A 13,406-nucleotide genomic window follows, 5' to 3' on the forward strand; every position below is an offset into this window, starting at 1 on the left:
CAAATTTAAAGCTTTTGCCCGTTCGTTGTGCTGTCTTGCTGTGTGGATGTCAGAGGAGTTGGAGACGGTTGTGACGCCGCGCGGCCGCGTACCGTACCCGGTTTGCCGGCCGGCGGCGGCACGGCCTGGTGCGCGGTCGCGCCGCGCACTTCGAAGTGCACCGAATCGGCGCTCGATCCATCCGCATTGACGAGTTCGAGCACGTGTCGGCCCGGCCACGGCAGCCACAGCACGCGTTCTTCGCGGCCAAGCGGCTTGCCATCGAGGCGCCAGCTGGCGCGCCCGGACGAGCCGTTCGCGCGTTCGAACACGATGCGCTGGCGTGTGGCGGGAATGTCGGGGTCGAGCGCGAACAGCGTGCCGTCCGTCGGCGAGCCGATACGCGGCGCGGCATTCGAAGACGACGCGGCCGTTTTGCCCGATGCGTACGCCGCGCGCGCTATACCGCTCGCGTTGTCCGTTGAAATGGCATTCGCGGCCAGTCCGACTGTCTGCGTTTGCGTGCCGTCGACGAACCACTCGTTGCGCGCGGGCTCGATGTTGCCGTCGAAGCTCACGCGAGCCTGCACGACGCCTGCCGGCACGCGCGGCTCGACGCTCGGCACGCGCCGGTGCAGATAGCCGACGATAGCGGCCCAGATCGGCGCGGCGCCCGTCACGCCGGACACGTCCCACATCGGCTGGCCGTCCGCGTTGCCGACCCACACGCCGACCGTGTAGCGCGACGTGTAGCCGACCGTCCAGTTGTCGCGCATGTCCTTGCTGGTGCCCGTCTTCACCGCCGAGAAAAAGCGCGTCGCAAGCGGGCTGTCGAAGCCGAAGGTGCGCGTGCGCGCGTTGTTATCGGACAGCACCGTCGTGATGATGTAGCTTGCGTCGGCGCTGAAGACGCGTTGCTGTGGAGGTGCAGCGGAAGGCGCACGGCGCGGCAGATCGAAGGCCGGCGTGGCGACGCCGCTGTTGGCGAGCGCCCGATACGCATTGGTCAGCGACAGCAGCGTCACATCGGCGCTGCCGAGCGCGAGCGAATAGCCGTAGTAGTCGCCGCTTTGTTCGAGCGGCAAGCCGAGCGCGGTGAGCGTCTTCGCGAAGCGATGCGGCGTGACCATCACGAGCGTGCGCACGGCAGGCACGTTCAGCGACGAGCCGAGCGCCGTGCGCACGCTGACCCAGCCCTTGAAGTCCTTGTCGTAGTTTTGAGGTATATACAGGCCGCCGCCCGCCGCGAGATCGAGCGGCGCGTCGTCGAGCAGCGAGGCCGTGGTGAGCCGCCGTTCGTCGATGGCCTGCGCATAGAGGAACGGCTTGAGCGTCGAGCCCGCCTGGCGGCGCGCGAGCACGGCATCGACGTCGCGTGCGCCCGACAGTCCGCCCGACGAGCCGACCCACGCGAGCACCTCGCCCGTCGCGTTATCGAACACGACGACGGCGCCGTCGTGCACGTTGCGCGGATGCGCGGGCGCGTTGAGTTCGACCAGCGTGCGCGTGAGCGCATCGCTTGCGAAGCGCTGGAGCTTGGCGTCGAGTGTGCTCGTCACGCGCGCGCCCGCAACGGGATGCGTTTCGCTCCCGATGCGGCGCGCGAAATGCGGCGCGAGCGTCGGCGCATCGGGCGAGACGGACAGCAAGGCGGGAGCAGGGCGCGCGAACGCGAGCTGCACGAAGGCCGCGAGATTCACGCAGCGCTCGGGCGCGTTCATGTCGCGCAAGATGCGGCACGCGCGTTCGCCGACCTTCGCATATGAGGCGTTCGGCGCACGGATGAGCGCGGCGGCGACGGCGGCTTCGCGCTCGTCGAGACCGGAAGGCGTTTTGCCGAACAGCGTGATCGACAGCGCGGACAGGCCAATCGTCTCGCCGCGAAACGGCACGAGGTTCAGATACGCTTCGAGAATCTGATCCTTGCGCCACGTGTGTTCGAGCCACAGCGCGCTGACGGCCTGATTCGCCTTCTGCGCGATTGAACGTTGCCCCGAACGTTCACGATCGTCGTTGAGCAGACCTGTCAACTGCATCGTGACCGTCGATGCGCCGCGCGTGCGCGTGTTCCACAGGTTCGCCCACGCGGCGGCCGTCGCGCCGCGCCAGTCGACGCCGCTGTGTTCGTAGAAGCGCTTGTCTTCCGATACGACGATCGCTTCGCGCAGCGCTGGCGAGACGTCCGCGAGCGCGACCCAGTCGCCGCGCCGCTCGGTTTTGTCGATGCGCGTGCGTTGCAGCGGCACGCCGTCGCGCGATAGCAGCAGCCAGTCGGAGCTGCGCCATTGCGTGCGTACGTCGTCGAACTTAGGCAGCGCGTGCGCGGCGAGCGGTTCGGCGAGCAGCAGAACGCATAGCGCAATGCGCGCGAACGTGAACGCGATGCGCCACGGCCGGTTCGGCGGTGTGTTGCGGCTCATCGCATTGGTCCAGGCGCGCATCACGCGTTCTCCTTACTTCGCAGCCGTCGCCGGCTTCACGACGACGGCGGCATTCGGCAGCACGCCGAATGTCGACGGCGCGTAGAGCGCTTCGACGCGCGTCGGCGGCAGGCCGAACGTGCCGACGTTGTTCAGCCGAACCGTGTACTCGACCGAGAACTTGCCCTTCGGCACGTAGTCGTAGTACGCGCGATAGCCGTCGAAACCACGCTCGACAAATGCCGGCCACGCCTCGCCCTTCGATTTCTCGCCTTGTGTCGCGGCTTCCGAGTCGCGGCCGAGGCCCGAGCCGAGTATCGTCGCGCCGGCCGGAACGGGATCGTTGACGACGACCCAGGTCATGTCCGTCTGCGCGTCGATATCCAGATGCACGCGCACGATATCGCCGCGCGTGTTCACGCCCTTCACGGCGGGATCGATCGGCGTGACCGTCTTCGTGATCCGGTAGCCGGCGGCGAACGGCGCTTTCAGCGCGACAGCGGCGAGGCTTTCGATCGTCGCCCACGGCTTGCCCGTGCCGTCGTGCGTCAGCGTCAGCGACACGGGTGCGCTGCGCGTTTCGGGCGGCCACGGCAGCAACTGGCTGCGCGTGTCGGCCGTCTTCGTGATGGCCGTTGCGGACGCATAGTTCGCGCTTGCGGCAGCGGGCTGGCTCCATGAAATCGTCTTGTCAGTCGAACCGAGTTGCAGCTTCGTTTGCCCCGTCACAGGCACGCTCTCGAACACCTGCGAGAAGCGCTGCACGGCAATCGATCCCCACAGGTTGGCCGTCGTCGTCTGCCATGCGCCGTTCTTCTGCAACGCGAGTAGTCCCGCGACGAGGCGCGGCATCTCGTCCTTCCAGCCGGGCATATCGACGAACGTGAGCGCCGTGCGCGCCGCGTTGGTTTCCGTGCCCGACATCAGCCACCACAGGTCGTCGTTGTCGGCCGTCGAGAAGGTGAGGCGCGTGCCCTGATACGTGAGCCGTGCGCGGATGATCTGCTCGGCCTGCGCGAGCTTTTCGTCGCGCTGTGGAATGTCCTTCACGCGCGACAGCACCGCGTAGTAGTCGAGCACGGCCGAGGTCGGCCACTGGTTCGGCGCGATTTCGATCGAACCGAGCATGCTCGCGCGTGCGGCGCCATGACGCGACAGCGCTTCGAGCGCGGCGAGCTTGCGCAGATCGAGGTCCTTGCGCGGCGCCCAGAAGTTGCGTTCGAGCCTGCCTTCGACGAAATTCGTCAGACCGCCTTCGAGCTTCGCGCGCAGATCGTCGGGCAACGCGAAGCGCGGGTCGAGCTTCGCGGCTTCGTCGGTGACGGACAGCAGATACGCGGTGAGCGTGGTGCTGCCCGTGTTGCCGTTGTCGTCACCGGGCGGGAAGTAGTTCGCGAGACCGTCCTTGTCGAGATAGACAGGCATGCGCGCCAGCACGCCTTGCCAGCGTGTCGGGTCGCGCAAGCCCAGCGCAACCGACGTCTGCTGTTCGAGGCAGCTATACGGATAGCGCTCGAACCAGCGGCGCACGCCCGGCATGCCGTCCGACAGTTTCGATTGCAGCGACACGGCGATGCCGCCGCGCAGCGCGCCCGCTTGCGTCGTCGTCGCATTCGGCGGCGCGGCGACGGGTAGCGAGAACGAGCCGTCGACTTGCGTGAGCGTCGCCTGCTGCACGGTGATGGGAATGGCGGCCGTCACGCGCTGCGTGACCTTGAGTGCGTCCGTCGCGTGCGATGCGCCTTGTTCCGCTGCGCTGACGTTCCAGGTCAAGGCCGCCGGGTTCGCCTCGGAAAGACCGTCGGGCGGCGAGACCGTCCATGCGACTTCGCGTGCCGAATCGGCGGCGATATCGACGGTTTGTGTTTGCAACGACAGCCCAGGCACGTTCGGCGTAACAACAACCTTCATCGCGCGCGTGGTGGTGTTGCGCAGCGTGAACTGCGCGCGGAACTGGTCGCCTTCGCGCACCAGCGGCGGCAAGCCGGAAATCAGCTGCAGATCCTGCGTGCTGCGGATCGACGTGCTGCCCGTGCCGAACGTGCCGTCGCCGACGGCCGCGATCGCCACGATACGGAAGCTCGTCAACGCGTCGTTGAGCGGCACGTCGACGGATGCTTCGCCGTTCGCGTCGAGGGTCACGCGCGGGTTCCACAGCAGCAGCGTGTCGAACAGTTCGCGCGTCGAGCTGTGTCCGCCGCCGCCGCCCGCGGGCACGGCCTTGCGACCGAAGTGCCGGCGTCCGACGATCTCCATCTGCGCAGTCGACGTTTCGACGCCGTACGCGCGCCGTTGCAGCATCGCGTCGAGCACGTCCCAGCTGTTGTTCGGCATCAGTTCGAGCAGCGCTTCGTCGACGGCGGCGACGGCGATCTGCGTGCCGGCGGGCGCGGGCTTGCCGCCCGGCATCTGCACGCGCAGCTTCACATGCGCCTTGCCGCGCACCGTGTATGACTTCGCGTCCGGGGTGACCGTCACGGCCAGTTTATGCGCGGCTGTGCCGACCTTGATCTCGGCGAGACCGTAGCGGAACGCGGGCTTCGACAGATCGACGAGCGGCGTCGGCGCTTCGTAGTAGCGGCCTTGGTACCAGAACGCGCGCGCCCATTCGAGCGGTGCCTTCCAGCCCCACGTGAAGAACGAGTACCACGGCACTTCGCGGATGCGTCCGCGCAGCGCGAGCACCGACACGTACACGTTCGGCCCCCACGCTTCGCTCACTTTCAGCTCGACGGTCGGGTCCTTGCCGTCCAGTTTCACGACATGCGTTTCGACAATCCCTTCACGCTCGACGGCAACAAGCGCCGTCGCGAATCGGAAAGGCATGCGCACCTGGAAGCGCGCGGTTTCGCCGGGTTCGTAGGCGCTCTTTTCGGGCAGCACGTCGATGCGGTCGGTGTTTTGGCCGCCGAACCACAGGTCTTCCTCACGCGTGACCCACACGGACGTCGCGGCCATCGATGCATGGCCTTCGCCGTCCTTCGCGGTGACGACGAGATCGACGTTGCCCGCTTCCTTGAGCTTCGCGTCGCAGGTCATCAGGCCGTGGTCGTCGCTCTTGCCGCTGCACAGCGTGCCGAGGTCTTTGGTTTCCGTGTGGTTGTCGTACGCATAGAAGCCGCCGACCATGCGCTTTCTCGACGTGATCGTGATGCGCGCGATGCCGCGCACTTCGAGCGACACGCCTGCGCGCGGCTTGCCTTGCAGATCGACGGCGAGCGCCTTCACGGGCACCGCGTTGCCGACCGACACCCATTGCCCCGACTTCACGCCCGCGACGACGGCGGCGGGCCACAGCGTCGCGTTGCCGCTGATCGTCTGCACTTCGCCGTTCGGATCGGCGAACGTGGCTTCAAGCGCGAGACGCTTCGGCGCGTCCACTTGCGGCAGGTTTTTCAGGCTCAGGCTACCCGCGCCGTTGCGGTCGAGCGTGACCGGTTCCTTGTCGGCGATCAGCTTCGACGTGTCGTCGTCGGCGGCCTGTTCGCTTTCTTCGTCATCGGACGACGACGTGTTGGCGTCGTTGCGCTTCTTGTACGGCGCGAAGCTGAACTCCGGATACGTGCCGGCGAAAGCGGGCGTCGTACTCTTCATGAGCGCCGACACCTGCACGGGCAGACCCGACGCGCCGCCGCCCGACATATAGTCGATTTGCAGCGTGACGGGCGCTTCGCTCGCAGCAACAAGCGGGTGATTCTTTTCGTCGCGTATGGCAATCGTGCCTTTGAACACGGGCAGCCGAAACTCTTCAACGCGGAAGCTGCCGGACGAATAGCTATGGCGGGCCGAGTCGGCGCTGCTGTCGTCGTCGCTGTCGTTGTTCGATGCTGCGCTCGCATCGCCGTCATCGAGCGACACGCTGTATTCGCCGAGCTTCGCCGCAGCGGGAATCGCGAAGGTCGAATCCGCCGTGTGATCGGCGGTCCACTTGAGCGGCAGATGCCAGGTCTGACCACTGCCGAGATGGCGGAGCGTCAGGCGCGTCGGGTACGTCTTCGGGAAAGTGAGGCCGTGCATCGTCTCGACGCGGATCATGTGCTTCATCGACACCGTTTCGCCCGCGCGCAACAGCGTGCGGTCAAACACGGTGTGTGCGCGTACCGTTTGCTGGATGCTCGTGTCGGTCGGCACGTTGAAGCGCCACGCTTCGATGCCGCGATTCCAGTCGGAGCGCACAAAGGCCATGTCGTGGCCCGTCTTCGGATCCTCGATGCGCGCCGACACGAAGAAGCCTTCGAAGCTGTCTTCCTTGCATTCGTTGCGGGACGTCAGCGACTGGTTGATCGTCAGCACGCCGTGCGCGTCGGTTTTGCCCGACGCGAGTTCGTCGCCGTTGCAATCGCTCACGTGCACGTCCGCATTCGGCACGGGCTGGCCCTTGTCGAGCGTCGTGACCCACACGACGCTATTTTCGCGGCCTTGCTTGAAATGCACGCCGAGGTTCGTGACGAGCACAGCCGTGCGCACGTACATCGGCGCTTGCTTGCCGAGCAGCGACGCGCCGAGCGCGGGCGACGCGAGTTCGATCACATAGAAGCCGGGCTTCGTCACAGGAACGCCGACCACTTCGAAAGGCCGCAGCGCTTTCGGATCGGCCTTCGGCAGCGCGAGCGTTTCGACGTTCGATTGGCCCGCGAGCAGCGACAGCGAGCGGATGTCGATCAGCGGATTCTTGCGGTCCTCCTTTGGGTCCGAGTCGTCGGCCTTGCGCGGCACGATCACGGGGTGCGGATTGTGCGCGAGCAGTTGCAGCATCTGCTGGTTGATCGACTGACGGTCCATCATGAAGCCGTCGAAACGATCGACGTTGTGCATCCAGCGGCGAATGTCGCTGTCGGCATCGACGCGCAGCTTCGTGAACTGCGCGTTACCCGCATTGAGCCCCGCGATATGCAGATCGGCCTCGACGTTGCGCAGCGTAACGGGCACGAGCGCGGGCATGTCCGGTTCCGCGAAACGCTCGATGATGCCGAACGTGCCCGACGAAAACTTCGCGAGCGGCGGCATTGGCGCCGTCGCGGTCTTCAGCGGAAAGAGGTCTGCGTTGGTCAGCGCGCGGCCGCTAACGTCCTTGAGATTCGACGGCAGCTCGATGGTCAGGTCGGCGCGTTCGGGCAGCGGCGCGGCGAATTCGACGGTGCTTGTTTGCGGGTCTTTGTCGTCAGCGGGGAAGGTCGGTTTGATCTCGCCGTTCGGCCCCTTGATGCGAATCTTCTCCGCATCGGTGCGCAGGATGGGCGCGTTGAACTGCACGCGCAACGGCCGCAACGGCGTGCAGGGCGCCTTCGCATTCTCGCGCTCGCAACTGAAGCTCGCGGCGAAGGGTTCGCGCACATTGAAGTCGAAGCGGCGCTCGACTTCGTTCGCAATGCCGCTTGGACTCGCGACGCCCTTGCCGTAGACCAGTTGCGCCTTCGCGCCGGACGGCAGCGTCTGCTGGCATTGCAGCGTCAGCACGCGCGCCGCTTCCTTCTGCAGACGGAAGCGCTTGAGCAGTTCGGTGCGCGTGGCGGCATCGACATTCTTCACGGGAATCCGGTTGCCCAGGCCGATCGATTCGCACCAGACGTGCTGTTGCACCGATGCGTCCGTCGCGGGACCGTTGAGCCGCAGGACAAACGCCTGATCTTCCTCGATTTCGCCGCCGTAGGGCTGCACGTTCTGCACGAACGGGCCGCCCGTTTCGAACGCGTAGTGACGCGGCCCCGTCAACGCCTGACCCGCCGATGATTTCAGCCCGTCGTTCAGATCGACCGAACAGGCGACGCCTGGCGGCAGATCAGCGGTGAAATCCCATGCCCAGGTTTTGTCGTCGATCCAGCGCGGCTGGCCGGCGCTAGCCGACGCGTCGTTGCACTTGATGCGCGCGGGCGCGGGCAGATCGGGCGCGCCGAACGCAACCATCGATTCGTCGAACTTGACGACCACCTGGCGGACCTGCGCAACCTTGCCTTGTGGCGTGACCTGAGTGATGCGCGCTGAATCGGCGCGCCATGTGACGCTAATGAGAAGGCCGAGCATCACAGCCGCTGCGGCTGCCCATATCGCTTGACGTTTGATGGTGCCGCTTAGCATCGACTGCGCTCCCGGTTTCATTTTTCTTTCGGATCGCAGCCGATTCTAACTGACGCTTACGACGTTCCCAACCTGCTTCACAGGTAGGATCCCGCTGAAATCCACGCTTTGTCAGATAGCACTTGACTTAGAGTTCACTCGAAGTCCTAACCTGAGTTCCGTCATGTCGAAAGCTCTCACCATCGGTCAGGTCGCCGCGACGACCGGCGTCTCCACGCATACGCTTCGCTACTACGAGCAGGCGGGATTGTTGCGGTCCATCGGCCGCACGGACGCGGGGCATCGCCTGTATGCGCCCACCGATCTCGACTGGCTGCAATTCGTAATGCGCCTCAAAGCAACGGGGATGCCGATCGCCGGCATGCAGGCTTTCGCCGCGTTGCGTGCCGAAGGCGATGCGACGTACGGCGCGCGGCGCGCGATGCTGATCGAGCATCGCGACGCCGTGCTCGCGCGCATCGCCGAGTTGCAGACCAACCTCGACGCGATCAGCGACAAGATCGTGTTTTATGAGGCGGCCGAACGCGGAGCATCGACAGGACGCATCGACAACTCATATGTAAAGGACTCGCCATGAATCACGCACACGACGATCGCTACGCACGCGGCTGGGACAAGCTTAAGGAAATCGACGGCACGGCAGGGGAGAAGGTGATCGCATCGCTCGCGCCGATTGCGCCGGATTTCGCGCGGCTGTTGATCGAGTTTCCGTTCGGCGATGTATATAGCCGGCCGCAACTCGACCTGCGCGCGCGGGAAATCGCGACGATCGCGGCGCTGGCCGCGCTCGGCAACGCGCAGCCGCAACTCAAGGTGCATATCGAGGCGGCGTTGAACGTTGGTTGCTCGCGCGAGGAGATCGTCGAGGTGTTCATGCAGATGGCCGTGTATGCGGGATTTCCGGCTGCGTTGAATGCGCTGTTCGCGGCGCGTGAGGTGTTCGAGCGGCGCGATGAGGAGGAAGCGACGGAGGCTGCGGTCTGAGTCGATGGGGTGATCGGTGGCGGGTTTGCAGAAGGGCTCAAATGCAACTAACGGTCTGTTTTTGCGACATTCTCCGAAGAGGCGGTTGCGGGCCCTTCCAAACGCTCGGTCTGTAAAGGGAGGTGGTCGGCTTACGGACAAGCAGATCGGTGCTGGGTTTCGGCGGGCACGGAGGCCCAGCACTACTACGTCAGCGCAGGCTGCAATGGAATCAGGCCGCGCCATCCGCCTGCTTCACAGCGCCCATCCGCACGGACCGTGCGCTAATCGTACGCAGATAGATGGCGAGGCCAATACCCGCAATCAGCAGGCTGGCCGTATTCGCGAGCCAGAATCCGCGCGCGCCCGTGAACGATTCCGGCACCCAGCCGCCGACGTCGAACCCAAGCGCATAACCGCCGCCCAGCCCGACGCCCCACAACGCAACGGCATAGATCACGGTCGGCACGACAGCCACGCGATACGCGCGCAGCACGAACGCCGACGTGATCTGCAGCGCGTCGCACAGATGGTAGAAAACGACGATCAGCACCAGCGGCATCGCGGCTTGCGCGACATGCGCGTTCGGCGTGTAGCCCGCGATGATGACGGGCCGCAGCGCAAGCACGATCACGCCGTAGCAGCACGCGATCGCAACGGCCATCGCGATGCCATGCCGCGCTAGCGTGCGCGCCGCTTCGTAGCGATGCGCGCCGAGCGCCTGCGCGACGAGCGTCGAGGTGGCGATGCCAATCGACAGCGGCGTCATGTACAGCACCGCGCCGATGTTGCCGGCGATCTGATGACCCGCCAGCGTCGTCGTGCCGAAGCGCGCGATAAAGAGTGCCATGAACGTGTACGACGTGACCTCGATCAGATACGACAGCCCCATCGGCACGCCGAGCTTCAACTGCGCCGCCTGGCGCCGCCACACCGGCCAGCAGAAATGCCGGAAGATCGCGAACGGCCGGAACACGTCGAGCTTCGTCATCACCGTCATGCCGACGATGGCAAGCGTCCAGTTGATCAGAATGCTGGCGAGCGCGGCGCCCGGACCGCCGAGCGCCGGCAAGCCGAGCTTGCCGAAAATCAGCAACACGTTGAGCGGCAGCTTCAGCAGCAACGCGCCGATCTGCAGGATCATCACGAGCCGCGGCTGGCCGACGGCATTCGTCAGCGAGCTATAGACGCGGAACGCGAGGCTCGCGGGCAAGCCGAACGCGAGTATCTGCAGATAGGACACGGTGCGCTCGCGCAGCGCTTCCGGTGCACGCGCAAGCTGCAGCAGCGGGTGAGGGAAGTAGAGAATCAGAAAGCCGATGACGGCAAGCGCCAGCGCGAGCCACAGCGCCTGGCGCACTTCCTCGCCGATTTCCTCGTAGCGCGCCGCGCCGTAGAGCTGACCGGCGATCGGTTGCAGCGCCGTCAGAATGCCCGTCAGACCGATATACACGGAAATGTAGATCGACGAGCCGAGGCCGAGCGCGGCGAGATCGGTTGCCGAAAAACGGCCGACCATCGCCGTGTCGATCACGCCGAACGCGATGATCGCCAGTTGGCCGATCAGCACGGGCCACGCCAGCCCGGCGATTTTCCGCACATCGGCAAACATGGTCAGCCGGCTTTCTTGGGACGCCACGGGCGGCGCTTGACGGGCGGCTGCGGCCGGTCGATACGCACGTACAGGCGGAAGCGTTCGTCGCGGTCGGCGACGCGGCGGCCTTCCCAGACGAGCTTCCAGACGAAGTTCGACATCGCGCTCGGCTCGCCGAAGTCCTGCCTGTCCTGGCGCAGGAGCACGTCGCAGTCATCGTCGAACGAAAAATGCATGTCGCCGAAGTAGGCGAACGTGGCGATCTGCGCGTCGCCCAGGCGCGCGGGCGAAATGCAGTTGTAGTCGGACGGCAGGTGCGCGGCGATCTGCTGGGCGACGTCCTTGTAGGTCCGGCTGTAGTTGACGACGGGCAGCCATAGCGTCATCAGCAGCACCCACATCAGCGTCGTACCTGCGCTCGACAGCACGACGCTGCGCCACAGTACCTTCGGATGACGCGCCACGCGCCATTGCACCAGCACGAACCAGCAGACGGTCACGGCGACCGCGCACACGAACGACAGGATCTTGAACTGCGGCGTGAAGCCCGGCGCGAGGCGCGCAAGGTTGCGCGCCAGCTGATGCGGAAAGCCCGTCATGCCCGCGAGCCACACCAGCCAGACGAACGAGCCGAGCACGGTGAAGCTGAGCACCGCGAACCAGTCGATGGCATTGATCGCGCCGCGCTTGAGCGTCGGCAGCGCGAACGCGGCGATCACCGCGAGCGCGGGCGTCAGCAGCATGAACAGACGGTTCGAGCCATGGCTTTGCAGCACGACGAGAACCAGCATCGGCGCGATCACCGAAAGCGGAATCGCGATGTGCGGCGCGCGCCGCAGCCCGGCCCAGCTGAACCACGCCCAGATCGCGAGCGGCCACGCGGGCCATGCGAACAGCGACAGGTTTTTGACCGCGTAGAGCAGCGTCGAGCCATAGGGGCCCGCGAACGCATGCAGACTGCTGCGCATCCATTGCTGGAGGAACCAGACGGCGTCATCGGGGTAGAGCGCGATGGCCGCGAGCGGCCACGCAACCGACAGCGCCAGCGCGACGGGCAGACCGGCCAGCATCAGCGTGCGCCAGTGCGTCTCGTGGACGATCACCATCATCGCAAAGGTGCCGATCAGCAGCGCGCCGACCAGCACAGGACTGCTCGTCAGCGTGACGAGGCCGATCGCGCCACCCCAGATCAGCGCGCCCTGAACGGGTTTGTCGACCATCCGCACGAGGCCGTAGATGAGCATCGCGATGCAGACGAACTGCGCGATCTGCGGCGTGGTTTCGTGGCCGCGTTCGGCGAGGCCGAAGGTGGCGAGCAGGATCAGCAGCGCGCCGTCGCCGAGCGTGCGGCCATAGTCGCGCGGCTCGGGCTCGCCGCCGAATGCGTATTTGAACGGCTGCACTTCGGGCCGGCGACCAAGCAGATAGGCCGCGTACCAGACGAACGCGCACGCGGCGCAGAACAGCAGGCCCGTGAACACCCGCGACGCATTGCTCGCGTCGACCAGCGGGTCCAGCACGCGGATCGCGCTCGCGCCGAGCCAGTAGCCGAGCGGCGCGTCCGACGTCATGTACTTGCCGACCAGATTCGGCAGCAGCCAGTCGTGCAGCGAGCCGTTGGCCATCGTCCACATGACGCCGAAGCCGGCTGCATCCTCGTTCTTCCACGGGTCGCGCCCGAACAGGCCGAACGACGCATACACGACGCAGATGGTAAGCAGCAGCCAGCGCGGCAGCGCGCTGGTGGCGGAGGCAGTGAGGCGAACGACAGATCTCATGCGGTGTTCGTGTGGGGCCGCGCGCGTGGCAGCCGTGAGTTATTGGTGGAGCGCAGGAGGCGTCTCGGATTCAGACATGCGGCATTGTAGACGGGTGGCGCGGTGCGCGTCACACGCTGCCTTACAGACAGTTGCACGGCAGATAAACGGGCGGGGGGCGGGCGAATTGTCGACGCGGACCCGGGCGGTGTGTCGACAAAGCGTCCACCGACAAAAAAGGGCAGCTTGCGCTGCCCTTTTTGCATCGTAGCGGCCCGGACGGGAGTCGGGGCCACGCACGTACAACTTCGCGGGGTATTACTTCACGGCCTTGCCCGTAGCACGGGAGCCGAACTTCTTGTTGAACTTCTCGACGCGGCCGGCCGTGTCCATGATCTTTTGCTGGCCCGTGTAGAACGGGTGCGATTCCGCCGAGACTTCGATCTTCGCCAGCGGGTACGTCTTGCCTTCGAATTCGGCCGTTTCACGCGTCTGGATGGTCGAGCGCGTCACGAACTTGAAGTCGATCGACATATCGACGAACAGGACTTCGCGGTAATTCGGGTGAATGCCTTCTTTCATGGTCTTTCCTTTAGTCTGGCGGTAGCCAACCCGGGA

Annotated in this window: 7 protein-coding genes; 2 read left to right on the forward strand and 5 right to left on the reverse strand. The window is 65.6% G+C overall.

Annotated elements, in window-relative coordinates:
• Window positions 1-5 precede the first annotated feature (5 nt).
• Both pbpC and SB822_RS16450 read right to left on the reverse strand, forming a co-directional pair.
• Window positions 6-2,399 carry a penicillin-binding protein 1C gene (pbpC, locus tag SB822_RS16445; RefSeq protein ID WP_407671764.1) on the reverse strand — a complete coding sequence of 798 codons (2,394 nt, stop codon included), beginning with the start codon at window positions 2,397-2,399 and terminating at the stop codon, window positions 6-8.
• A gap of 33 nt (window positions 2,400-2,432) precedes the next feature.
• Window positions 2,433-8,474: an alpha-2-macroglobulin family protein gene (locus SB822_RS16450; RefSeq protein ID WP_090835350.1), complete on the reverse strand. Its 6,042-nt coding sequence runs from the start codon at window positions 8,472-8,474 to the stop codon at window positions 2,433-2,435.
• Window positions 8,475-8,637: 163 nt separating this feature from the next.
• Here SB822_RS16450 and SB822_RS16455 point away from each other — a divergent pair, with 163 nt between their 5' ends.
• Window positions 8,638-9,051, forward strand: a complete 414-nt coding sequence (locus SB822_RS16455; protein WP_090835283.1) for a MerR family transcriptional regulator — start codon at window positions 8,638-8,640, stop codon at window positions 9,049-9,051.
• A complete protein-coding gene (locus SB822_RS16460; protein WP_090835279.1) occupies window positions 9,048-9,458 on the forward strand; it encodes a carboxymuconolactone decarboxylase family protein in 411 nt (136 codons plus the stop codon). The genes SB822_RS16455 and SB822_RS16460 overlap by 4 nt, the downstream gene beginning before the upstream one ends.
• A 211-nt stretch (window positions 9,459-9,669) precedes the next feature.
• On the opposite strand, the gene SB822_RS16465 is transcribed toward SB822_RS16460, so the two are convergent.
• From SB822_RS16465 to SB822_RS16475, 3 genes are all read right to left on the reverse strand, one after another.
• On the reverse strand, window positions 9,670-11,049 hold the full coding sequence (locus SB822_RS16465) for an MATE family efflux transporter (protein WP_090835347.1): 1,380 nt from the start codon (window positions 11,047-11,049) through the stop codon (window positions 9,670-9,672).
• 2 nt (window positions 11,050-11,051) lie between these two features.
• Window positions 11,052-12,809: an ArnT family glycosyltransferase gene (locus tag SB822_RS16470; RefSeq protein WP_090835277.1), complete on the reverse strand. Its 1,758-nt coding sequence runs from the start codon at window positions 12,807-12,809 to the stop codon at window positions 11,052-11,054.
• A gap of 297 nt (window positions 12,810-13,106) precedes the next feature.
• A complete protein-coding gene (locus tag SB822_RS16475) occupies window positions 13,107-13,370 on the reverse strand; it encodes a type B 50S ribosomal protein L31 (protein WP_007586501.1) in 264 nt (87 codons plus the stop codon).
• Window positions 13,371-13,406 lie beyond the last annotated feature (36 nt).

It is taken from the genome of Paraburkholderia sp. SIMBA_054 (assembly GCF_046534875.1).
Lineage (GTDB): Bacteria > Pseudomonadota > Gammaproteobacteria > Burkholderiales > Burkholderiaceae > Paraburkholderia > Paraburkholderia hospita.